Origin of the sequence: Pseudoduganella plicata, assembly GCF_004421005.1 — a bacterium.
Lineage (GTDB): Bacteria > Pseudomonadota > Gammaproteobacteria > Burkholderiales > Burkholderiaceae_D > Rugamonas > Rugamonas plicata.
The window spans coordinates 3,304,644-3,328,740 of record NZ_CP038026.1 but is presented as its reverse complement, the minus strand read 5'-3'; the positions used below and the strand labels follow the sequence as shown (position 1 = coordinate 3,328,740).

At 66.0% G+C, this 24,097-nt stretch carries 19 protein-coding genes; 13 read left to right on the top strand and 6 right to left on the bottom strand.

Features of this window, described 5'->3' with window-relative positions:
• Positions 1-103: 103 nt before the first annotated feature.
• The gene (locus tag E1742_RS14585; RefSeq protein WP_134385633.1) at positions 104-286 is read left to right on the top strand and encodes a hypothetical protein; all 183 of its coding nucleotides are present in this window, start codon (positions 104-106) and stop codon (positions 284-286) included.
• On the opposite strand, the gene E1742_RS14580 is transcribed toward E1742_RS14585, so the two are convergent.
• The 5 genes from E1742_RS14580 to E1742_RS14560 form a co-directional block, all read right to left on the bottom strand.
• Complete coding sequence (locus E1742_RS14580) at positions 222-1,652, bottom strand: heavy metal sensor histidine kinase (protein ID WP_134385632.1); 1,431 nt, start codon at positions 1,650-1,652, stop codon at positions 222-224. The two genes, E1742_RS14585 and E1742_RS14580, sit on opposite strands and share 65 nt — an antisense overlap.
• On the bottom strand, positions 1,652-2,323 hold the full coding sequence (locus tag E1742_RS14575) for a heavy metal response regulator transcription factor (RefSeq protein ID WP_134385631.1): 672 nt from the start codon (positions 2,321-2,323) through the stop codon (positions 1,652-1,654). The genes E1742_RS14580 and E1742_RS14575 overlap by 1 nt, the downstream gene beginning before the upstream one ends.
• A 56-nt stretch (positions 2,324-2,379) precedes the next feature.
• The gene (locus E1742_RS14570) at positions 2,380-3,315 is read right to left on the bottom strand and encodes an alpha/beta hydrolase (protein WP_134385630.1); all 936 of its coding nucleotides are present in this window, start codon (positions 3,313-3,315) and stop codon (positions 2,380-2,382) included.
• A gap of 133 nt (positions 3,316-3,448) precedes the next feature.
• Positions 3,449-4,285, bottom strand: a complete 837-nt coding sequence (locus E1742_RS14565; RefSeq protein ID WP_134385629.1) for an HDOD domain-containing protein — start codon at positions 4,283-4,285, stop codon at positions 3,449-3,451.
• Positions 4,286-4,381: 96 nt separating this feature from the next.
• A complete protein-coding gene (locus tag E1742_RS14560) occupies positions 4,382-4,666 on the bottom strand; it encodes a hypothetical protein (RefSeq protein ID WP_307721878.1) in 285 nt (94 codons plus the stop codon).
• Between the two features lie 204 nt (positions 4,667-4,870).
• On the opposite strand from E1742_RS14560, the gene E1742_RS14555 reads away from it, so the two are divergent.
• The 8 genes from E1742_RS14555 to E1742_RS14520 all read left to right on the top strand — a co-directional run bounded on the left by E1742_RS14555 (position 4,871) and on the right by E1742_RS14520 (position 18,129).
• Complete coding sequence (locus E1742_RS14555; protein ID WP_134385628.1) at positions 4,871-5,812, top strand: GlxA family transcriptional regulator; 942 nt, start codon at positions 4,871-4,873, stop codon at positions 5,810-5,812.
• A gap of 207 nt (positions 5,813-6,019) precedes the next feature.
• Complete coding sequence (locus tag E1742_RS14550) at positions 6,020-7,264, top strand: acetylornithine/succinyldiaminopimelate transaminase (protein ID WP_134385627.1); 1,245 nt, start codon at positions 6,020-6,022, stop codon at positions 7,262-7,264.
• 96 nt (positions 7,265-7,360) lie between these two features.
• On the top strand, positions 7,361-8,392 hold the full coding sequence (locus E1742_RS14545) for an arginine N-succinyltransferase (protein ID WP_134385626.1): 1,032 nt from the start codon (positions 7,361-7,363) through the stop codon (positions 8,390-8,392).
• Between the two features lie 19 nt (positions 8,393-8,411).
• Positions 8,412-9,461: an arginine N-succinyltransferase gene (gene astA, locus E1742_RS14540; protein ID WP_134385625.1), complete on the top strand. Its 1,050-nt coding sequence runs from the start codon at positions 8,412-8,414 to the stop codon at positions 9,459-9,461.
• Positions 9,454-10,929 (top strand): succinylglutamate-semialdehyde dehydrogenase, encoded by a 1,476-nt coding sequence (gene astD, locus E1742_RS14535; protein WP_134385624.1) that lies wholly within the window; start codon positions 9,454-9,456, stop codon positions 10,927-10,929. Before astA ends, astD begins: the two co-directional genes overlap by 8 nt.
• A 5-nt stretch (positions 10,930-10,934) precedes the next feature.
• The gene (gene astB, locus E1742_RS14530) at positions 10,935-12,275 is read left to right on the top strand and encodes an N-succinylarginine dihydrolase (RefSeq protein WP_134385623.1); all 1,341 of its coding nucleotides are present in this window, start codon (positions 10,935-10,937) and stop codon (positions 12,273-12,275) included.
• A 138-nt stretch (positions 12,276-12,413) separates the two neighbouring features.
• Positions 12,414-17,135 (top strand): NAD-glutamate dehydrogenase domain-containing protein, encoded by a 4,722-nt coding sequence (locus tag E1742_RS14525; protein ID WP_134385622.1) that lies wholly within the window; start codon positions 12,414-12,416, stop codon positions 17,133-17,135.
• Positions 17,136-17,145: 10 nt separating this feature from the next.
• Entirely contained in the window at positions 17,146-18,129 is a 984-nt protein-coding gene (locus E1742_RS14520) for a succinylglutamate desuccinylase (protein ID WP_371860155.1), read from the top strand.
• Between the two features lie 110 nt (positions 18,130-18,239).
• On the opposite strand, the gene E1742_RS14515 is transcribed toward E1742_RS14520, so the two are convergent.
• Positions 18,240-18,512: a hypothetical protein gene (locus E1742_RS14515; protein ID WP_134385620.1), complete on the bottom strand. Its 273-nt coding sequence runs from the start codon at positions 18,510-18,512 to the stop codon at positions 18,240-18,242.
• Positions 18,513-18,686: 174 nt separating this feature from the next.
• Between E1742_RS14515 and E1742_RS14510 the strand changes: the two genes are divergently transcribed.
• The 4 genes from E1742_RS14510 (at position 18,687) to E1742_RS14495 (ending at position 24,057) form a co-directional block, all read left to right on the top strand.
• Positions 18,687-19,799: an NADH:flavin oxidoreductase/NADH oxidase gene (locus E1742_RS14510; protein WP_134385619.1), complete on the top strand. Its 1,113-nt coding sequence runs from the start codon at positions 18,687-18,689 to the stop codon at positions 19,797-19,799.
• A gap of 4 nt (positions 19,800-19,803) precedes the next feature.
• Entirely contained in the window at positions 19,804-20,466 is a 663-nt protein-coding gene (locus E1742_RS14505; protein WP_134385618.1) for an HAD-IA family hydrolase, read from the top strand.
• Between the two features lie 179 nt (positions 20,467-20,645).
• Complete coding sequence (locus tag E1742_RS14500; protein WP_134385617.1) at positions 20,646-22,121, top strand: APC family permease; 1,476 nt, start codon at positions 20,646-20,648, stop codon at positions 22,119-22,121.
• 1 nt (position 22,122) lies between these two features.
• Entirely contained in the window at positions 22,123-24,057 is a 1,935-nt protein-coding gene (locus E1742_RS14495; RefSeq protein WP_134385616.1) for a S9 family peptidase, read from the top strand.
• Positions 24,058-24,097 lie beyond the last annotated feature (40 nt).

Here is a 24,097-nt window from a genome sequence, read left to right as displayed (position 1 = left end):
CGAGCCTTACTATGGACTCGTCTCTTTCAGGACATCCCTAGTTTTGGACTTGGCCCGCTCTCGAGCGGGCATTTTTTTTGTCCGCAGATTTGTGGAGAGACAGATGGACGAATCGACAACCGTGCCGCCGGCCGCGAACGACGAAGCCGGCCCTGACACACGGGGCGAATCCCGTCCCGGTCCGGATATCCCCTGGCGCGACGAAGGCCCGGACGGGCTGTTCAATCACTATCGCCGTCGGCGCCTGCTGGCGCTGGGCGCGCTGCCGGCGGAAAGCGCAGCGTGAAGACGGTGTGGCCACCGTCGCTCGCTGCTGTCGCGTTGCCGCCGTGCAGCTGCATGATGGCGCGCACGATCGCCAGTCCCAAACCGGCAGACGTGCCGCCCTCGGCGCGCGCCGGGTCGGCCCGGTAGTAACGGTCGAAGACTTGCGCCAGGTGCTCCGGCGCGATGGCGCTGCCCGTGTTGCGTACCTCGATGCGGGTGCCGTCCGCATCCTCGCGCGCCCACAGCGTCACGTTGCCGCCGCGCGGCGTATGCCGCACCGCATTGGCCACCAGGTTGTTGACGGCGCGCCGCAGCAGGATGGGATCGGCGGCGACAGTGCCCTGCGCGTCCACCCGCAGGGCGATCCCGCCTTCCTCGGCCAGCATGTCGAAGTAGTCGGCGATATGGGCCAGCTCGCGTGCGGCGTCGAGCGACGTTGGGCGCAGTGCCAGTTGCGCGTGGTCGGCACGGGCCAGGAACAGCGTGTTCTCGATCATCCGGGCCAGGCGCTCGTATTCCTCCAGATTGGAAGCCAGCAGCGCTTCGTATTCGGCGCTGCCGCGGGGGTACGCCAGCGCCACCTGCGTCTGCATCATCAAGGTGTTCAGCGGTGTGCGCAGGTCGTGCGCCAGATCGGCGGCAAAGCCGGACAGGCGCTGCACGCCTTCCTCCAGCCTGTCCAGCATGGCGTTGAAGGCAACGCCCAGTTCGCGCAGTTCGGCCGGCACGTCCTGCACGGAGAGGCGGCTGGCCAGGCGCTGCGTGCTGATCTCGTTGGCCTTGCCGATCACGTCATGCAGAGGGCGCATGCCGCGCCGCACCACCGCGAACGCCAGCCCCGTCGCCACCAGCGTGCCGACCGCGAGACCGGCGGCCAGGTCCGACGTATATTGTTTCAGGATCGCCAGCCGGTGGGAGCGCTGGCGCACGATCGTGATGCGTACGGGCGCCCTGCCGGTACCGGCGTTGCCCAGGGCGGCGATGGCGCGTCCCGGGCCCGTCGGCAACATCCAGTCGTGTACGTCGGCCCGCGCCGGCTCGCGCGTCAATGGGACAGCCGGCCAGCCGGGCGGTGCCATGCCGGCCGGGCCGGTCGTGCGGACGACGGTGCGGCCGTCCGTATCCGTCAGGGCCAGCTGCATGCCGTCCTGGCCGAACACGTTTTCCAGCACCATGCGCAGTTCCTCCGGCATCGCCAGCGGCATCGGCTGGCTGGCGAGTAAGTGGCGGATCAGCACCACCTTGTTGAGCAGCTCCGTATCGTCCCGGTCGGACATCTGCCGCTGCAAGGTTTGGTACAGGTAGGCGCCCACGGCCAGAAACACGGCGGCGGCGATGGCGGAAAACAGCAGCGCCAGGCGCAGGGCGATGGACAGGCGCCGCATTACGTCTTGTCGTCCACCGTGTAGCCGATGCCGCGCACCGTGTGCACCAGTTTTACGGGCCACGGATCGTCCAGCTTGGCGCGCAGGCGGCGGATCGCCACGTCGACGACGTTGGTGTCCGAATCGAAGTTCATGTCCCACACCTGGGCGGCAATCAGGCGGCGCGACAGCACCTCGCCGCGCCGGCGCGCCAGCAGGTGCAGCAGTGCGAATTCCTTGGGCGTCAGGTCGATGCGCTGGCCGTTGCGCGTCACCTTGTGGCGCAGTACGTCGATCTCGGCGTCGGCAATGCGGATCGTCGCTTCCTCGCGCACGGGCCCGCGCCGCAGCAGCGTACGGATGCGGGCCAGCAGTTCGGCAAAGGCGAACGGCTTGACGAGGTAATCGTCGGCGCCCAGTTCCAGGCCGCGCACGCGGTCGGGGATATCGTCACGGGCCGTGAGGAACAGCACCGGCGTGTCCTTGCGTTCGCGCAGGCTGCGCAGCACCGTCCAGCCGTCCATCGCCGGCAGCATCACGTCCAGCACGACCAGGTCGTACTCTTCCGCCAGGGCCAGGCGCAGCCCTTCAGGGCCGGTGCGGGCCAGGGCCGCGTCGAAGCCCGCTTCCTGCAGGCCTTGCAACAGGTGATTACCCGTCTTCGGCTCGTCTTCCACGACCAGTATGCGCATGATTCCTCCTGGCCGTATTGTGCACCGGCGCCGGCGTCAGTTGGATGACGAAACCGTCATCGTGGCCGGTCGCTGCCGGGCAGCGCCCAGCGCAAGCCGCGCGTGATGACGGCGGGGGCAATCGTCAGGTGATCCTCGTCCGGCACGACGACGCTCGTGATGCTCAGGCCGGGGTAGTTGCGCGACTTCAGTACGGCCGTGAAATTGCGCAGGTCGCGCACCATGTCCTCGTCCTTGTTGAAGCGCGGGCCGTGGCGTACGGCCTCATAGCTGCCGACGGCAAAGAACACATTGGCCTTCAGTTCCTTGTGCGTGGCGGCATAAGCCTTCTCGCGCTCGAACATGACGCGCTTGTTGAACCACAGCGAAGGGCTGCCCAGCACATAGTTTTCGAACATCTCCGGTTCGTTCAGCAACGCGTCGAGGCCCAGCAGCGAGCCGTAGGAATGGCCGATGAAGGTCTTGCGGCCCATGTCGGCGCGGTAGTGCTTCGCCACGAACGGGAATACTTCGTCGGCCAGGAAGCGGCGGTAGCCGGCGGCCTCGCCGAACTTCGGTTCGCGGCCCGGCATGTCCGACACGAGTGTCGTGTCGCCCGAAGGCGTGGGCGTGTAGTCGCGCCGGCGGCTGTATTCGGCGGTGTCGCCGCGCGCATACGACAGGCCCACCAGGATGAACTCCTCGATACTGCGTCCCCCACGCCCGGCGCGGTAGCCGATGGCGCGCGTGACCGGAAACGCGTAGGGCGCGTCGGTCACGAAGACAACGGGATAGCTGCGGCCCGATTTCGCATACGAAGGCGGCAGGCTGACATAGATCTGGTAATCGCGCTGCAGATTCGCGGCTCGGATGCTGCGCACTTCCGTGCCTTCGAGCACATAGGGCGCGCCTTCGAGCGCGATGGTGCCGCCTTGTGCGAACGCCAGCGTGGGGCCGGCGGCCAGCAACAGGGCGGCCGTCAGCCGGCGCAGGGCGTGGTGGAATCGGTTCATCGGTTCGGCGTGCAAAAAAACCAATTATCGCCGAAATGGCAGAGCGACGGCCGCGCTTGATCCCAGCCCGCGTTTCAGCTCGCGTCCCACAACGGTGTCAGGCACCGTGGCGGGACGCGAGCTGGACCAACCATTACAGCATCAGCACCGCATACAGCGATTCGACTTCATCTGCCGATTCGCGCAGGATGGCATCGAAGGTGCCGTCGCCGATGGCGAAATCGATCGTGCGTGCGGCCGCTGGCGTAATCGTGCCGGGGCGCGTATGCAGGGGGGAGGGGACAGGTGCCAGGTCGTCCGCCAGCAGCAGCGTGTCGCCCAGGTCTTCCGGCGGCAGCGCGCGCATGCCGCCCCACATCGATTCGACGGCCGCCATCACGGATTCCGGCACCACCAGCTTGGCCAGCACGCCGCGGCCGATCTCGATCTCGCCGTGGTCCGTCCACTCTTCCGGCTCGCCATCGAGGATGCCGGGATAGTCCTCGGCGCGCGACAACAGATAAAAACCGCCCACTTCATGCACGATACCGGCAAACAGCGCGGTATCGGGATCGACGTGGGTGACGCGACGTGCGATGACCTGTGCCAGCGCCGCCGTGTGCGCGGTATGTTCCCAAAGGCGCTGCATGTGCTCTCGCACCACCGGGTCGGTCGCCCGGCTGCCGATCTGGCGCACGATCACCGCGGCCACGAGCGACTGCAGGGTGCGCACGCCGAGGCGCTGCACGGCCGAGCGGACGCCGGAGATTTCGGTGCCGGAGCGGTTGTAGGCGACGGAGTTGGCAATGGCGACGGTGCGCGCGGCCAGCAGCGGATCGGCCTGAATCAGGCGCGTGGCGACGTCCGCATGACAGTCGGGGTCCATCAGCGCCTGTTGCAGCCTGACGGAGGCCTCGACATTGGCGGGGAACGTAAGTTCACCGCAGCTCGCCTGAGCTGCGATGGTTTTAAAGGTGGCGAGTCTGTCCATCGAAAAATTATACCTACAATATTGCCATGCGGAATTATTCGATGGAGATTTATGTGGAATCCGGGCGATCCCGTTGCGGAAATGCCCGCAATTAAGTTATTCCTGGCGGAAAATAGCGTCGCAGCCTTCCTGGGTGCCTTCCACGTCGCTCAGTTCGTCGACCAGTTCCAGGTCTTCCAGTTCCTCGACGGCATTGGTAAAGCTGTTGTGCTTGGTTGCACCGATCAGGCGGTAAATGCCGCCTTCTTCGTTGCGTACGCCGATCAGCAGTTTTTCACGGCGCACCTCATCGACGGAAGTCGTTTCCAGCAGCAGGTTTCCGGTGATTTGTTGGTCGAATTTGGCCGGCGTGACGCCGTCGAGCAGAGTGGTTTTCAGCATGGTCTGTATTGTTCTGTATGGTTGTCGGACATTGGGATGGCGTCGGGCGGCACAGCGCCGCCCGCTGATGGAGAATTATAGCGCCGGCGGAATGGCACCGATTCTGCGCGTGTGAAACTCCGGGTATCATAGATGCACCTTTTGCCTCCGTGCCGCAGCATTTGCTCACATTGATGCCCGTACCAATATTGATGTCCTCCGGCGATGTCGTTCGCTGACCTGACGCGCCTGGCGCGCGGGCAGCCGCTGCGCATGCTGCTCGTGAACGCGGGCGAAGCCGACAGCCTGTCATGGGCCGGCCTTGTACAACCGCTGCGTGTGGCGCAGCGTCTGGTCGGTCACGGCTTCGAGCTGCACGTGCGTACCTTGGCGCAAGCCATCGGCGAGAGCGACGAGGACTGGCACATCGCGCTGCTGGTGGCCGACGAACACCTGCCGCGCCCGCTTGATGCGCCGCTGCGCGCCGTTATCGGGCGCTGCCGTGCCGCCGGCTATTGGGGCGGCGTCGGCGCGGCCGTGCTGTGGCTGGCCGACGCGGGCGTCATGGGCGGCATCCGCATCGCGCTGCCTTGGGCCCTGTACGCGGACACGGAAGAGATCACCGAGCGCGCCATCCTGACCCCGCACCTGTTTGAAATCGACGGCCGTCACCTGAGCTGCTGCGGCGGCGCCGCCAGCATCGACTTCGCGCTGACCTTGATCGACAGCCTGTTCGGCGCTGCCACCCAGGCGGCCGTCAAGGAAACGCTGTGCATCGAACGGGTGCGCAGCCATGACGAGCGCCAGCGCGTGGCCCTGCAGGCCCGTTTTGGCGCGCTGCAGCCGAAGCTGTCGGAAGCGGTCACGTTAATGGAAGCCAATATCGAGGAACCGCTGTCGACGGACGACATCGCCAACCTCGTCGGCCTGTCGCGGCGCCAGCTGGAGCGCCTGTTCAAGCAGTACCTGGGCAGCCTGCCGTCGCGGTACTACCTGGAGCTGCGGCTGCAGCGCGCCCGCCAGCTGCTGCTGGAAACCAACCACTCGATCGTGCAGGTGGGCCTGATGTGCGGCTTCTCCAGCGGCTCGCATTTCTCCACCGCCTTCGGCACGCTGTTCGGCAACACCCCGCGCGAAGAACGACAGCGCAAACTCGCCGCAGCATAAGCCCGGTACCATAAAACCGGTGACAGGCTCCTGTTTCCCGGGGAAACAGGAGCCTGTCACCGGTTTTATGCGGTTTTTCTTCCTTATGGTCGAATCTGAAAAACCTTGTCGCAGATTCAAAAGAGTTTTAGCATCCCCGCTTTTACAATGTTGTACACCCGCAGCGGCTCCGCTGCGGCCGTACCTCTTAACTCGATGGGGATTGCCATGAACGCCAAGCTTGATACGACTGTTACCACCCGCCCTGTCACCCGGCAGACTTTTGACGAAGTGCTCGTGCCGACGTACGCACCCGCAGCGATGGTACCAGTGCGTGCAGCGGGCCTGGAACTGTGGGACCAGAGCGGCAAGCGTTACCTGGACTTCACCTCCGGCATCGCCGTCGCGGCGCTGGGCCACTGCAATCCCGTTGTCGTCGAGGCGCTGACGCGCCAGGCCAACACGCTGTGGCACCTGGGCAATGGCTACACCAACGAGCCCGTGCTGCGTCTGGGCCTGGCCCTGACGGAAGCGACGTTCGCCGACCGCGCGTTCTTCTGCAACTCGGGCGCGGAAGCCAACGAAGCGGCGTTCAAGCTGGCGCGCAAATACGCCCACACCAAATTCGGCGCGCACAAATCGCGCATCATCTCGTGCTTCAATTCCTTCCACGGCCGTACGCTGTTCACGGTGTCCGTTGGTGGCCAGTCGAAGTACACGGAAGGCTTCGAGCCGCTGCCGCCGGCAATTGACCACATCCCGTACAACGACATCGAAGCGGCGCGTGCCGCCATCGGCGACGACGTCTGCGCCGTGGTGGTGGAGCCGGTGCAGGGCGAGGGCGGCGTCATGCCGGGCAATCCGGAGTTCCTGCAGGCGCTGCGCGACCTGTGCGACAAGACCGGCGCGCTGCTGATCTTCGACGAAGTCCAGTGCGGCATGGGCCGTACCGGCTCGCTGTTCGCCTACATGGGCTACGGCGTCACGCCGGACATCCTCACGTCGGCCAAGGCACTGGGCAATGGCTACCCGGTCGCGGCGATGCTGACGACCGAAGCGCTGGCGCAGACGCTGTCCGTCGGCACCCACGGCACCACGTACGGCGGCAACCCGCTGGCCGCCACCGTCGCGCTGACCGTGCTGGAGACGATCAACCAGCCGGCCTTCCTGGCCCGCGTCAAGGAAGCAAGCCTGTACCTGATCGACAAGCTGGAAGGCGTCATCCGCGACTACCCGCAGGTGTTTACCGCCGTGCGCGGCGCCGGCCTGCTGCTGGGCATGGTCGTGTCGGAAGAGTTCAAGGGCCGCTCGAAGGACATCCAGCGCGCCGCCGAAGCGGAAGGCCTGATGGTGCTGATCGCCGGTCCCGACGTGCTGCGCCTGGCGCCGGCGCTGATCGTGACGGATGCGCAGATCGACGAAGCCGTCGGCCTGCTGCGCAAGGGTCTGGACACCCTGCTGGCCGCGAAGTAAGCCGAGGCGATGCCGACGTCTCCCGGCTGCGGAGGCGCGGCGCAAACCCGTGGGTGCTACGGCGTCCACGGGCGTCCTTTCAATTGAGGAGTCAATATGTACGTCGTCCGTCCGGTAGAAGCCGGGGATATTGCAGCCCTCGAGACGCTTGCCGCGGTCACCATGCCGGGCGTGCACACGTTGCCGAAGACGCGCGACAAGATCGAGCAGGCCGTGGAACGGTCGATCGCATCGTTTGCTGCGCAGGTCGACATTCCCAGCGAGGAATCGTACCTGTTCGTGCTGGAGTCGCCGGCCGAACGCAGGATCGTCGGCACGGCCGCCATCTTCGCCACTGCGGGATCGAACGGCACCTATTTTTCGTTCCGTAACGACGTGATCCAGCAGGTCTCGCGCGACCTGAACATCTGCCACAACGTGCATGCGCTGACACTGTGCTCGGAGCTGACGGCCTACTCGCAGCTGTCGTCGTTCTACATCGACGAGGCCCTGCAGAGCCGTCCGGAAGCGGCGCTATTGTCGCGTTCCCGCCTGCTGTTCGCCGTGCAGCAGCCGCAGCGCTTCGGCGACCGCTTCTTCGTGCCGCTGGCAGGCGTGACGGACGAAAAGGGCGGCTCGCCGTTCTGGGATGCCCTGGGCCGCAAGTTCTTCAAGATGGATTTTCTGGACGCCGAACGCGTCATCGGTGGCGCCCGCAACCGCACGCTGATCGTCGAACTGATGCCGCACTACCCGGTCTATGTGCCGCTGCTGCCGGGCGATGCGCAGGCGGCGATGGGGCAGATCCATCCATCCGGCGAGCTGGCGTTCAATCTGCTGACGGCCGAAGGGTTCGAGGCCGACGAGTACATCGACATCTTCGACGGCGGCCCGATCCTGCAGGCGCACAAGCATGCGCTGCGCACGTTCACCAGTTCGCAGACACTGCGCGTACGCACGGCCGACGGCCAGCAACCCGAAGGCGCCACTGTCAATTACGCCATCGCCAACAGCGCCGCGCCCGCGTTCCGCGCCGTGACGCTCGCCTGCCCGGAGCTCGAAGGCTGCGAGGCCGTCGCGTTGACGCCGGAAGTGCAGGACATCCTGCGCGTTGCCGATGGCGACAGCGTGACGTGCGTGCGCATCTGATATCACCTTGGGAACCCCTATGCTAGTTGTCCGCGCCATCAACGAGAACGACCTGGACGCCCTGTACAGCATGGCCACGCAGGTCGGCACCGGCATGACCACGCTCAAGCCGGACATGAAGATGCTGGGCGAGCGCCTCGCCATTGCCTGCGCGTCGTTTGCCGAGACCATCCCGCCGGAAGAGCGCGACTACATGTTCGTCATGGAAGACCTCAGCAACGGCCGCATCGCCGGCGTCTGCGCCATCAAGGCCGCGGTTGGCCTGACGGAGCCGTTCTATAACTACCGTATCGGTACGCTGGTGCACTCCAGCCGCGAACTGAACGTGTTTACCAAGATGGACACGCTGTACCTGTCGAACGACCTGACCGGCGCCTCGGAACTGTGCTCGCTGTTCCTGCATCCGGATTACCGGCAGGGCCACAACGGCAAGCTGCTGTCGAAAAGCCGCTTCCTGTTCATCGCCCAGTTCCCCCACCTGTTTACGCAGAAGATCATTGCCGAGATGCGCGGCTACCAGGCCGAGGATGGCACCTCGCCGTTCTACGAGGGTCTCGGGCGCCACTTCTTCAAGATGGATTTCCACCACGTGGACGACCTGACGGCACTGGGCAAGAAATCCTTTATCGCCGAACTGATGCCGCGCCAGCCGCTTTACATCGACTACCTGCCGCAAGAAGCGCAGGACGTGGTCGGCCAGGTGCACAAGTCGACGGCCCCGGCGCGCCGCCTGCTGGAACAGGAAGGCATGCATTACGAGGGTTACGTCGACATCTTCGACGCCGGTCCCGTACTGCAGGCGCGCGTGTCGGAACTGCGCGCCATCCGCGACAGCGACCTGGTGGTGGTGGCGCTCGATACCGACATGACCCACGCGTGCGCGCCGGCGCATGCGGAGCCGACGCTGGTGTCGAACACGATCCTGAAAGACTTCCGCATGATCGTCACGCAGGCCACGCCCGTCAATGGCGCGATCGACTTGTCGACAACGGACCAACAACTGCTGCGCTGCCACGCCGGTGACACCGTGCGCACGCTGCCACTCAATGTGAGGAAGCACAATGTCTGAACAAGCCCTGAGCAATTTCATCAACGGCCGGTGGAAAGCCGGCAGCGGCATCGAGCTGGTCACCGTCAACCCGGCAACGGGGGAGCAGACGTGGGCCAGCCGCGAAGCGACGACAGCCGACGTGGCCGAAGCCTGCGCCGCCGCGCGCGCCGCGTTCGAGGCGTGGGCGCTGCGCCCACTGGAAGAGCGCATCGCCATCGTCACGAAATTCCGCGACCTGCTGAAGGAAAACAACGAGCAGCTTGCGGCATTGATCGCCGAGGAAGTGGGCAAGCCGATGTGGGAAGCCCGCACCGAAGTGACGACGATGGCCAACAAGGTGGACATCTCCGTTCAGTCGTACAACACGCGAACGGGCGAAGTGCACAACAAGGTGCCGGACGGCGAAGCCGTGCTGCGTCATCGGCCGCATGGGGTATTCGGCGTGTTCGGTCCGTACAACTTCCCCGGCCACCTGCCGAACGGCCATATCGTGCCGGCGCTGATCGCCGGGAATACGGTGGTCTTCAAGCCGAGCGAATACGCGCCGCGCACGGCCATCAAGACGGTGCAGCTGTGGGAGCAGGCGGGTGCGCCGGCCGGCGTCATCAACCTCGTCAACGGCGGCCGCGAAACGGGCGTCGCGCTGGGCCAGAACCAGGACATCGACGGCGTGCTGTTCACCGGCAGCAGCCAGACCGGCGCCGCGCTGCACCGTCAGTTCGGCGGTCAGCCGGGTAAATTGCTGGCGCTGGAAATGGGCGGCAACAACCCGCTCGTGGTCTGGGACGTCAAGGACATCGACGCGGCCGTGTTCATGGCCATCCAGTCGGCCTTCATCTCCGCCGGCCAGCGCTGCACCTGCGCGCGCCGCCTCGTCGTGCAGGAGGGCGCGCAGGGCGACGCATTCGTCCGGCGCCTGGTGGACGTTGCGTCGAAGATCCAGGTTGGCGAATCGCATGCGGAGCCACAGCCGTTCATGGGCCCTGTCGTATCAAGCGCCGTGGCCGAGCGGCTGGTGCAGGCGCAGCAGGACCTCGTCGCCAAGGGCGGCAAGCTGCTGCTGGAAATGAAGCAGCTGCAGCCGGGTACGGGCTTCGTTTCGGCCGGCATCGTCGACGTGACAAATGCGCAGGGCATCCCGGACGAGGAATGGTTCGGCCCCCTGCTGCAGATCTACCGCACGATTGACTTCGACCAGGCTGTACGCATCGCCAACAGCACGGAGTTCGGCCTTGCGGCTGGACTGCTGTCGAACGACGAGACGCTGTGGAAGAAATTCCAGCTGCGTGCGCGCGCCGGCATCGTCAACTGGAACCGTCCCACGACCGGTGCCGCCAGCTCGGCGCCGTTCGGCGGCGTCGGCAAGTCCGGCAACCACCGCCCCAGCGCATACTACGCGGCGGACTACTGCGCCTACCCGGTCGCTTCGATCGAGAACAGCGCCCTTGAAATGCCGGCCAAGCTGTCGCCCGGCCTGACTTTCTGAAGACAATGAACACTGCACGCGAATTCAACTTCGACGGCCTGGTCGGGCCGTCGCACAACTACGCCGGGCTGTCGTTCGGGAACGTGGCCTCGTTCAGCAACGTCAAGAGCGCATCGAATCCGAAGCAGGCCGCATTGCAGGGCCTGGCCAAGATGCGCGCGCTTGCCGCCCGCGGCTTCGCGCAAGCCGTGCTGCCGCCGCAGGACCGCCCCAACTTCCGCCTGCTGCGCAGCCTGGGTTTTACGGGCAGCGATGCGGATGTGCTGGCGCGCGCCTTCAAGGAATCGCCGGTGATCCTGGCGTGCGCGTATTCCGCTTCGCCGATGTGGACGGCCAACGCGGCCACTGTCAGCCCGTCGCGCGACACCTCGGATGGCCGGGTGCACTTCACGCCGGCAAACCTGAACAACAAGCTGCATCGGGCGCTGGAACACGTGCAGACTTCGCGCGCACTGAAAGCCATCTTCGCGGACGAAAAACACTTCGCCGTGCACGACACGCTGCCATCCACGCCGGCGTTTGGCGACGAAGGTGCAGCCAATCACACGCGCCTGTGCGCGCAGCACGGCCTTGATGCGGTCGAGATGTTCGTTTATGGCCGCGTCGAATTCGACCCGAACGCGCCGGCGCCGAAGCGCTACCCGGCACGCCAGACGCTGGAAGCGTCGCAAGCGGTCGCGCGCCTGCACGGCCTGGCCGAGGCGCGCACCGTCTACATCCAGCAGAACCCCGAGGTCATCGACCAGGGCGTGTTCCACAACGACGTCATTGCCGTCGGCAACGCCAACGTGTTGTTCTACCACGAACAGGCTTTCGCGGACGAGCAGGGCGCGCTGTTCGGGCTGCGCCAGGCAATGGCCGGCGTGGATGCGGAACTTCACGCCATCCGCGTCGAGACGGGCATGGTGTCGGTGCAGGACGCGGTCCACAGCTACCTGTTCAACAGCCAGCTGCTGTCCAAACCGGATGGGCGCATGGCGCTGGTGATTCCGCAGGAGTGCCAGGAAAATGCGGCCGTGGGGCGCTACCTCGAAGGTCTGGTGGCCAGCGGCGGGCCGGTCGATGAACTGATCCACTTCGACCTGCGCCAGAGCATGCGCAACGGCGGCGGGCCTGCCTGCCTGCGCCTTCGCGTGGCACTGACGGACGAGGAAGCGCGCGCCATGCACCAGGGCGTGATCATGACGGAAGCGCTGTACCACACGCTAGTGGCGTGGGTCGAGAGGCACTACCGCGACAAGCTTGAACCGCAGGACCTGGCCGACCCGGCGCTGGCCGTTGAAGTGCACACCGCACTGGACGAACTGGCGCGCATTCTCGGCATGCCGGGGCTGTATGATCTGTAGTTTTGTAGTTTGCAATCCTATCAAGTGACCCAAGATGGGGCTGAGCGATCCTCGGCCCCATCGGCCATGTCGGCATGATCGCAGGCGCCCGCCACAAGCCACGGCCCGCGCGAGACAACAACTATCTGGAGAAGCACAATGACCAAAATGCCACAAGACCTGCGTAAAGAGACGCTGGATCTCGTCAATGCCGGCAAGCCGGCCGAAGGTAGCCAGGAGGGGGGCCAGGCGCGCGCGCTGATCGCCGCCTGGCTCAAGTCCCTGGACGATGAAGACCTGGCGGATACGTCGCCCGACAGTCTCGCGCCGGTGCTTGTGGAAGGCTTCACGCAGGCCGCGCGGCGCACCGCGCCCGGCCCGCAGATCGCTACCCTGCGTTACGCCGACGGTCACGGCGGCATGGCCACCGCGCTGCTGATCCTGAACGACGACATGCCGTACCTGGTCGACTCCATCGTCATGGCGCTGCGCAAGCAGAAAGTCGTCGCCAATGGCGTCCTCAATGCCGTGCTGCCGGTCACGCGCGATGTCGGCGGCATCGTCACCGCCGTTGGCGAAAGCGGCAGCAAGCTCGAATCGTACGTTCTGTGCCTGCTGTCGGAAGAGCTGGACGCGGCGCCGCTGCAGCAACTGGTGGCCAGCATCGAAATGGTGGCGCGCGACGCCGCCGTCGTGAAACGCGACCTGGCTGCCATGAAGGACCGCTTCACCGCCGTCGCCACGGCTGCCGCCGTCCATGGCGAAGAGGGCGCCGAAGCGGCCGCCTTCCTGCAATGGGCGCGCGACGAAGGTTTCGAAGTGCATGGCTATGCCTATTACCACGTCAAGCCGGGCGTGAACGAGCTGGAGCGCGATATTCCGAGCCGCATCGGCGTGCTGCGCGATACCGGCCACCCGGTCTACGGTACCTGCCTGGCCAATATCCCGGGCGACCTGGAAACGCTGGCCAAGCGCGCGCACATCCTGTCCATCGTCAAGGCCGACGTGGGCGGCACGCTGCACCGCGACCAGCAGCTCGACTTCATCGGCGTGCGTGCCACCGACGCCAACGGCAACCTGCTGGGCGAGCACTGCTTCATCGGCCTGTTTACCCGCGCGGCGATGCTGACGCCACTGGCGCGCCTGCCGTTCGCGCGCGGCCGCATCGCGCAAGTGCTGAAGATCGCCAATCTGCGCCAGGAAGGCTTCCGCGCCGAGAAATTCATCGAGATCCTGGAATCGCTGCCGCGCACCGAGGCGCTGGAGGCGGACCCGCAATGGCTGGTCGAAGTGTGCGGTTCCGTCGTCTCGCTGTACAAACAGCCGCGCACCAAGGTGTTCGCGCGTCGCGACGTGTATGCGCGCCACCTGAACGTGCTGATCTATCTGCCGCGCGAGCGTTACAGCGCCAGCGTGGCCAATGCGCTGTCGCGCGCGCTGCAGGAAAGCTCGGGCGCCACGCACGTCAGTTCGCAGACGCTGGTGGCCGACGGCCCGCTGGCCCGCCTGTACCTGATCGCCCACGCGGCGCGCAATCCGCTCGACCTGGAAAGCGACATCCAGCGTCCGCTGCTGTCGATCCTGGACGGCTGGCACAACAGCTTCTCCGAACTGGCCGACGCGGTGCCGGACGAACCGCTGCGCAACGACATGCGCCGCCTGTGCGCCACGCTGCCCGTCGATTACGTGGCCGGCACGTCGCCCGCCGTGGCCTTCCACGATATCGATACGATTCTTCGCAACGGCCATGACGGCCGCGTCAAGGTGCGCCTGGAACTGGCGACCGAGGCGGACCCGCTGACGACGATCCGGATCTATTCGGTCGACAAGGTACCGACGCTGTCGTCGATCATGCCGGCGCTGCACAACGCCGGCGTGCTGATCGACCGCGAACGCTCGCATTCGATCCGCACCGGCGACGGCAAACGCCATTACGTGACGAGCCTGACGGTGGACTCGGCCAGTGCCGAGAAGCTGGCCAGGGATGGCGTGGCCCACGTGGCCGAAGACCTGTTCAGCGCCCTGTTCAACGACGAAGTCGAGGATGGCCGCCTGAATGGTCTCGTCGTCGAGGGCGGCCTGCACAAGCACCAGATCCAGCTGGTACGCGCGTACATGAGCTACTGGCGCCAGACCGGCACGCAGTTCTCCGTGCGCTACATCGCCGAAAGCCTGCGCCGCCAGCCGTCCATGGTGAAACAGATCGTCGACGCGTTCGAGCAGCGCTTCGATCCGAAGCTGGACGACGGCCAGCACGAGTCGGCGCGCGACGCGCTGACGGGCCTGAAGGGCCGCCTGGCCGCCGTCAACCACGCCGACACCGAAGTGATCCTGGCCGCGCTGATCGACCTGATGCTGGCGACGGTGCGCACCAGCTACTTCCAGGCCGGCCAAGGTGACAAGATCATCTTCAAGATCGACACGAGCAACCTGGCGCTGGTGCCGGAGCCGCGTCCATACCGCGAAATCTACGTGTTCTCGCGCCGCTTCGAAGGCGTGCACCTGCGCGGCGGTCCGGTTGCCCGCGGCGGCCTGCGCTGGTCCGACCGGATGGAAGACTACCGCACCGAGGTGCTGGGCCTCGTCAAGGCGCAGATGGTGAAGAATGCCGTCATCGTGCCGGCCGGCGCCAAAGGCGGCTTCGTCTGCAAGCAGATGCCCACCGGCGCGCCGCGTGAGGTCGTGGCGGCCGAAGGCGAAGCGGTTTACCGCCTGTTCATCTCCAGCCTGCTGGAAGTGACGGACAACCGTGTGCTGGGCAAGATCGTGCCGCCCGCCGACACGGTCCGTTACGACAACGACGACCCGTACCTGGTGGTTGCCGCCGACAAGGGCACGGCGACGTTCTCCGACATCGCCAACAGCATCGCCGTCAAGCGCGGCTTCTGGCTGGGCGACGCGTTCGCCTCGGGCGGCTCGAACGGCTACGACCACAAGAAGCTGGGCATCACGGCGAAGGGCGCATTCGAAGCGGTCAAGCGCCACTTCTACGAAATGGGCCACGACATGAACACGACGCCGTTCACCGTCGTCGGCGTGGGCGACATGTCGGGCGACGTGTTCGGCAATGGCGTGCTGCTCTCCAGGCAGATCAAGCTGCTGGCGGCGTTCGATCACCGTCACATCTTCCTCGACCCGAATCCGGACACCGCCGCATCGTTCGCCGAACGCCAGCGCATGTTCGCGCTGCCACGCTCGTCGTGGGAGGACTACAACAAAGCGCTGATCTCGCAGGGCGGCGGCGTGTTCCCCCGTTCGGCCCGCACCATCGAGCTGTCGCCGGAAATCCGCGCGGCGCTGGACATCGCCGAGACGGCATTGAGCCCGGAAGAGCTGATGCACCGCATCCTGCTGGCGCCAGTTGATCTGTTCTACAACGGCGGTATCGGCACCTACATCAAGGCGTCCACCGAAACGCATGCGCAAGTGAAGGACCGCGCCAACGACCATATCCGCGTGAACGGCAATGAGCTGCGCTGCAAGGTCGTCGCCGAGGGCGGCAACCTGGGCGCCACGCAGGCCGGGCGCATCGAGTTCGCCCTGACGGGTGGGCGCATCTTCACCGATGCGATCGACAACTCGGCCGGCGTGGACTGCTCCGACCACGAAGTGAACGCTAAGATCTGGCTGGACGTGGAAGTGAACGCCGGCCAGCTGACGGAAGAAGAACGCAACCGCGTGCTGAACGACATGACGGGCGATATCGAACGCCTGGTCCTGCGCGACAACACGCAGCAGACGCGCCTGCTGGTGCGCGAGCACCAGGCCCAGACCGAAGGCTGGGTGCAGGACGGCTATGCCGCGCTGATCGCCAGCCTGGAAGAAGAGGGGGCGTTGTCACGCGAACTGGAACAGTTGCCGACGGTGGCCGAACTGGCGCGCCGCAAGGTCGACAACCGCGGCCTGACGACGCCGGAACTGGCCGTCGTCATCGCCAACGTCAAGAACCGCTACAAGCGCACCTTGTCGGTGCTGCCGCTGACGGAGGAAAGCTGGGCCGAGGCGGTGCTGAAGCCGTACTTCCCGGATCTGCTGGTGGCCACGCGCCCGGCGCTGGCGCACCCGCTGGCCAACGCGATCCTGGCGACGGTGCTGGCCAATGAAGTGGTCAACCGTTGCGGCCCGCTGATGCTGCGCCGCCTGGCGGCCGATCATGGCGTGCCGGAGACGGACGTGATCCTGGCGTGGGGTCAGGCATGGTCCGCGCTGAACCTGGCGCCGGTGTTCGACACGCTCGACGCGGATGCGCTGAACGTGCCGCGCGACGTATCGATGAAGGTCGATGCGCGCACCCGCGGCATGCTGCGCGCGGCGATGGAAGGCGTGCTGTCGGTACCGAAGGTGCAGTTGCACGATGCCGCTGGCATGGCCGAACTGAAACGCGTGTTCAGCGAGCCCGCAATGCTGTCGAAGCTGATGCCGAGCGACGCGAAGTGGGAAGCCGAAGGCCAGCCGGCCCTGCGTACCGAGTTCGTACAGGCATGGAAAACGGTCGATGCCATCGAAAACGTGGCGGCGTTCCTGTTCGCGGCGTTGTCGGTGCGGCGCCCGGCCGGCATGGACCTGCCAGGCTTCATCCATGTCGGCATGGCGCTGCGCAGCCGCGCCGGTATCGACATGCTGGAGCATGGCCTGAAACTGCCGGCAGTGAGCCGCTCGCAGGAGCAGCTGCGCAGCTACGCGCAGCAGGCGCTGGGCCGCGCGCAGCAACGCCTGCTGTCGCAGGTGCTGGCGCAGGGCGGCAGCGAGCGGGCTGTCGAATCGGTGGTCAGCGCGTTGCGGCTGCCGGCGTTCACGGCGCCGACCGACCTGGAACAGGCGATGCTCGACGTGTGGACGTTGTCGGAAGCGGCCAACGGCACGCAGGCCAGGGCTGCCTGAGATGACGGCGATGGATGCAACGCTGCCGGCGCCCGTGCGGGCGCTGGCGCAGGCCGATTTCTCCGCCGTCGCCAGGAGCTTCGGTGACGCCGGCTTCACGGTGGCCGAACCGGCGGACGGGATCCTGACGATCCGCCGGCCCGGCAGCGTGCGGCCGGCGGTCGTGCTGTCGGTGGGCGTGCACGGCGACGAAACGGGACCGATCGAACTGACGGCCTATCTGCTCGATGCGCTGGCGCGCGAACCGGACAAGCTGGCGGTGGACCTGATGGTCTGCGTCGGCAATATCGGTGCGATCCGCGCGGGCAAGCGCTTTATCGACGCGGACCTGAACCGCATGTTCCGCGTCGAACGGGGCGCGCTGGCCGGTACCGCGGAAGCGGCGCGGGCCGACGTGATGATCGCCGCAACGGTGGCATTCTTCGCCGACGCGGGACCGCAGCGCTGGCACCTCGACCTGCATACGGCAATCCGGCCGTCGGTCTACCCGACCTTCGCCATCGTCGCCGACCTGATCGAACCGGGTGCCAAGCGCGCACTCGTTTCCTGGATGGGCGAGGCGGGCATCGGCGCCATCGTCATGAACCCGGAATCGGTCGGGACGTACAGTTTCTACAGCGCCGAGCATCACGGCGCCGCCGGCACGACGGTGGAACTGGGCCGCATCGGCACGCTGGGGCAGAACGACCTGACGCAATTCGCCCAGGCGTCGCGCGCGCTGGACCGGCTGCTGCGTGGCGAACCCGCGCCGGCGGACGTCGCCATGCCGCGCGTGTACAAGGTCGCACGCAACATCATCAAGCTGTCCGACGGGTTCACGATGGCGTTCGGCAAGGACACGCAGAACTTCACGTCACTCAGACGCGGCGACGAGATCGCCCGCGATGGCGATACCGTCTACACCGTGCAGCATGACGAGGAGCTGGTCGTATTCCCGAATCCGGATGTGCGGATCGGTTTGCGCGCCGGGCTGATGGTGACGCGGGCGGACTGAATAGCGGCAACAGCCCGGCGGTGCCGCTGGCCGGCTGGCCCCCAGTCTCCTCGGCAGGTGACGAAAACAAAAGCCGCCCACGGGCGGCTTTCTCATGGGCGCGGCAACTATTACAGGCGTGCCTGGCGCCCGGCCGGCACGGCCGAGACAGACGACGCCCGCGCGGCCGTGGCCGGGCCAGGCGACGAAACTGTTGCGTACCCGATCGGCAGCGCGTCGGCATCGCCCAGCGGCTCCTGGGCGTCGGCGTGACTCCCGTCCGGCAGCCAGCGCACGATTGCCGCCGTTGCCACCACGCTGAGCACGATGACGGCCAGCGCGGCCCCGGCCATCAGCGGATGAATACGGGTCGAGGTGGTCGGGATCTTCTGGTACATCGTCATAAACTCTCCTGTCGGCGTGTTGCGATTGGGTTGGTACAAGATTAGCGAATTGATATATCGCAAGCTACCGTTTGGCTGTATCAAAAGTAAGCACTTGTAACATGACTGCCGGTACTGGACAGGTGTGGCGAGCCAATCCTCGCTAAACTCTCGACTATCGAACCAGGAGGAACCATGAGCCAGTTGTTTTCGCCCTACGCGTTGGGCCCGCTTGAACTGAAAAACCGTATCGCCATCGCACCGATGTGCCAGTACTCCGCCGTGGAGGGGCTCGCGACCGAATGGCACATGATCCACCTGGGCAGTCTGGCGCTGTCCGGCGCGGCACTGCTGATCGTCGAGGCCACGGCGGTCTCCCCGGAGGCGCGCATCTCGCCTGCGGACCTGGGCCTGTGGTCGGACGGCCACCAGGCCGCGCTGGCGCCGGTCATCGATGCCATCCGCCGGCATTCGCCGATCAGGCTGGCAGTGCAGCTGGGCCACGCGGGCCGCAAGGCCTCGTCGGCCGTGCCGTGGGAAGGCGGCGCCAATATCGCGCCGGGCGACGTCGGCTGGCAGACGGTTGCACCATCGGCCGTGCCCCATGCCGCTGGCGAAACGGTGCCGCTGGCGCTGGACGACGCCGGCCTGCGCAAGGTGAAGGACGATTTCGTTGCCGCCGCCCGCCGCGTCCATGCGCTGGGCATCGAAGGCATCGAACTGCACGCGGCGCACGGCTACCTGCTGCACCAGTTCCTGTCGCCGCTGTCGAACCAGCGCACCGACCGCTATGGCGGCTCGCTGGAAAACCGCATGCGCTTCCCGCTCGAGGTGTTCGACGCCGTGCGCGCGGCCGTGCCGGCAACGGTGGCGGTGGGCGTGCGCATCTCCGCCAGCGACTGGGTGGATGGCGGCTGGGACGTCGAACAGAGCATTGCCTTCGCCAACGAACTGAAAGCGCGCGGCACGGATTTCATGCACGTCTCCAGCGGCGGCTTGTCGCCATTGCAGATGATTCCGGTCGGTCCGGGCTATCAGATCCAGTTCGCCGCGCAGATCAAGGCGGCGACGGGATTGCCGACGATCGGCGTGGGCCTCATCACCGAACCGGAACACGCCGAAGCCATCATCCTGCAGGGTCAGGCGGACATGGTGGCGCTGGCGCGCGGCATCCTGTACGACCCGCGCTGGCCGTGGCACGCGGCGGCGAAGCTGGGCGCGCAGGTGGACGCGCCGCCGCAATACTGGCGCTCGCAGCCGCACCAGTTCAAGGCGCTGTTCGGCAGCACGCGGCTGGGTCAGCGCTGACGCCATGAACGATGTTCGTCCGCCTGGGCGTGTCGCCGCGCCCGACTACGACCTGTGGATTTTCGATTTCGACGGCACGCTGGCCGACAGCTTTCCGTTCTTCCTCGACGTCTTCGACATCCTGGCGGACACCCACAATTTCCGTCGCCTCGACCGCGACGACATCGACATGCTGCGAGCGTTCGACCTGCCGCAGCTGTTGCGGCATCTCGACCTGCCACGCTGGAAGCTGGTGCCGGTGGCGCTGCAGTTCCGCGCCCTGATGGCGCAGCACATCGCCCGAATCGGCCTGTTCGACGGCATGCGCGAAGTGCTGCACGACCTCGCGCTGCGGGGCGTGCGGCTGGCGATCGTTTCTTCCAACTCCGAAGCGAACGTGCGGGCGGTGCTGGGCGACGATGCGCGCCTGTTCTCGCACGTCGAATGCGGCGCCGCGCTGTTCGGCAAGCGCCGCCGGCTGCGTCGGGTGGTGCAGGTCAGCGGCGTGCCGCACGCGCGGGTGTTGTGCGTGGGCGACGAAGTGCGCGACATCGCGGCCGCCCACGCCGAGGGCCTCGACTTCGGCGCCGTCTGCTGGGGCTACAACAGGCCCGAGGTGCTGCAGGCGCTGGCGCCCAGGCTGATGTTCCGCAGCGTCGCGGAGCTGGCCGCCAACGTCGCGCGCTGAATGCACGCCGCAACCCGTGGTTGCAAAAACTTCCTCACCACTTGTCTTTTCTATACAAACAACCGTAGGGAAGTGACGGGTTCTGGCCCTATAATCGTCAGGTTTTTTACCCCAGAATTGCGTCAGAGATGCGGCACTGCGAAGGCCGCAGCAGCCGAACTACCCGAAAAGGAATGCCTGTGAGCCAAACGCTGGTCCAGAAACTGACCCGTACCAAGCCTGTCGATACCGCCGCCGAACAAGATCACCCCTCGCATCCCGGCGGCCTGGCCCGGTCGATCGGCCTGTTCCCCCTGACGATGATCGGCGTGGGTGCCACGATCGGCACCGGCATTTTCTTCACGATGGTCGAAGCCGTGCCGAAGGCCGGTCCCGCCGTCATCCTGTCGTTCCTGATGGCCGCGATGACGGCCGGCCTGACGGCGCTGTGCTATGCCGAACTGTCGTTCCGCATTCCCGCCTCCGGCTCCTCGTATTCGTTCGCGTATGCGACCGTTGGCGAATTCCTTGCCTTTATCATGGCCGCCTGCCTGCTGCTCGAATATGGGCTTGCTGCCAGCGCGACGGCGATCGGCTGGTCCGATTACCTGAACAACTTCCTGACAAACGCCTTCGGCTGGCAGATACCGACGGCGTTGCGAACGCCGATGATCGTCTCGACGCAGGAAGGCGTCGTGTTCAATTTCGGCCATATGAACCTGCCGCCGATCATTCTCGTCTGCCTGTGCTTCGTCATGCTGATCCGCGGCACCAAGGAGTCGGCCACGATGAATGCGGTCATGGTCCTGGTGAAGCTGGCGATCCTGATCTTCTTCGTCGTCATCGCGCTGCAGGGCTTCGACATCAACAACTTCCACCCGTTCTTCAAACCGGAGAGCGCGGCCGGCCTGGCCGGGATGACGGGCGTGACGGCTGCCGCCGGTACCGTGTTCTTCTCGTTTATCGGCCTCGATACCGTGGCAACCGCGGGCGAGGAAGTGCGTAACCCGAAGCGCAACGTCCCGCTGGGCATCCTCGCCGCACTGATCATTGTCACCGTGTTCTACCTGCTCGTCGCCGTGGCCGCCGTCGGCGCGCAGCCCGCGCACATGTTCGAGCACCAGGAAGCCGGCCTGTCCGTCATCCTGCAGAACGTGACCGGCAAGGCGTGGCCCGCGCTGGTGCTGTCGGCCGGTGCCGTCATCTCCGTGTTTTCCGTGACGCTGGTGACCATCTACGGCCAGACCCGGATCCTGTATGCGATTTCCCGCGACGGCCTGATTTCGAAGGTGTTCCATAAGGTGGACGCCCGCACGGCTTCCCCCGTCAGCAATACCTTGATCGTCTGCCTCGTCGTCGGTCTCGTCGCCGGCTTTGTCGACGCCACCTTCCTGTGGGACATGGTCAGCATGGGCACGCTGACGGCATTCATTGTCGTCTCGATCGCCGTGCCGGCCATGCGGCGCAAGGAGCGTTCGATGGGCACATACACGAAGGGCGGCTTCCGCGTGCCATTCGGCCCCTATTTCATTCCCGGCCTGTCGATCCTGGCCTGCCTGTACATCATGAAGGATTTGTCGCATACGACACGCGTGATCTTCACGATCTGGATGGCGGCATCGATCCTGACGTACTTCGCCTATGGCATGCGCAACTCCCGTCTGAACAGGGCCTAGGATGCGAATCCATGCGATAGCCGGCGCGGCTTTCCTGGCCGCGGCCGTGCTGGCCGGCGCGTCCGCCCACGCCCAGATGGCGCAACGCGACTATAAATATGTCGCCCTGAACGGGGACGGCACCCGCGTCGCCGCACTGGAAAGCCTGGACGCCAATGTGCCGGGCAAGAAGGCGCATCCTGTCGTTGTCGTGCGCGATGTCCGCACCGGCAAGGTGCTCAACGAATACGACCCGTGCGGGCATTGTGGCTACGATCGCCCCAGCTGGTCGCCGGACGGGCGCAGCGTCGCCTTTGTCGGCAGTGAGCGGGGCAGCGCAATGCTGTATGTCGCTGCCAACGGCAGGACGCGCACGCTGGCAACCGTCAAGGGCGTCGCCAATTCGGCACGCTGGTCGCCGGACGGCACCGTGCTGGGGCTGCTGGCCACCGTCGGCGCGACCAAGGAGACCGGCGCCACGGCGGCGGGCGCACGCCTGGTCGGCGAGATCGGCACGCGCGAGGATGCGCAGCGCATCGCCACCGTGCCGGCAAGCGGCGGCACCTTGAAGCTGCTGTCGCCGCACGACACCTTTATCTACGAATATGACTGGACGCCCGACGGCAAAGGCTTTGTTGCCACGGGCGCGAAGGGCAATGGCGACAACAACTGGTGGGTAGCGAAGCTGGCCCACGTCGACGCGGCGACGGGCGCACTGCGCGTGATCGCCACGCCGGCAACGCAACTGAACATGCCGCGCGTATCGCCGGACGGCGCCACGGTCGCCTACATCGGCGGGTTGATGAGCGACTTCGGCTCCATCGGCGGCGACGTCTACACAGTGCCGCTGGCCGGCGGCGAACCGAAGAACATCACGCCCGGCTTCAAGGGCTCGTTCAACGGCCTGGCGTGGAAGCGTGGCGGCATCGTGGCGACAGCGCTGATGGGCGACCAGCTGACGGCGTTGAGCGTCGATGCGCACACCGGCGCGGCCGTTAAACTGTGGTCGGCCGCCGTCACCGGCTCCGGCTCGGACGGGCGGCTGTCGTTCAGCGCGGACGGGTCGATCGCCGCCGGCGCCGTCGAGGATTTCACGCGCGCACCGCGCATCGTGGCGGGGCGGATGCCCCAGCTCGACGCCATCACGCACGACAACGACAGGCTGGCCGCCCAGGTGGCGGTGCAGAACGTCAGCTGGACCAATGAAGGCTTCAACGTGCAGGGCTGGCTGGTCGGGCCGTTGCAGCCGGTGCCGGGCAAGAAGTATCCGATGATCGTGCAGGTGCATGGCGGCCCGGCGTCCGCCGTTACGCCCCGCTATATCGCCGCCGGCGACGCGGGCAATCCGACGGTGCGAGAACTGGTCAACGCCGGCTACTACGTCTTCATGCCCAACCCACGCGGCAGCTTCGGCCAGGGATCGGCCTTTACGCGCGCCAACCGCCGTGACTTCGGCGGCGGCGACCTGCGCGACATCCTCACGGGCATCGATGCGGCAGCGCTGGTGGCGCCGGTGGACACGGCGCGGCTCGGCCTGATGGGCCACTCGTATGGCGGTTTCATGACGATGTGGGGCGTCACGCACAGCCAGCGCTTCAAGGCGGCGGTAGCCGGCGCGGGCATCGCCAACTGGATCAGTTACTACGGCCAGAACGGCATCGACCAGTGGATGGTGCCGTTCTTCGGCGCCACGATGTACGATGATCCGGCGATCTACCGCCACCTGTCGCCGATCGAATCGGTGAAAGTGGCGAAGACGCCCACGTTGATCTATGTGGGTGAGCGCGACGTCGAAACGCCGGCGGCGCAGTCGATGGAATTCTGGCATGCGCTGAAGGCGCTGAACGTGCCTACAACCCTTGTCATCTACGAAGACGAAGGCCACGGCATCCGCAAGCCGGCGCACCAGCAGGACCTGCGTCGGCGCACGGTGGAGTGGTTCAACCGTTACCTGTAGCGTGGGCAACCACCCCTCAGTAAAACAAAAAGCCGGCAAA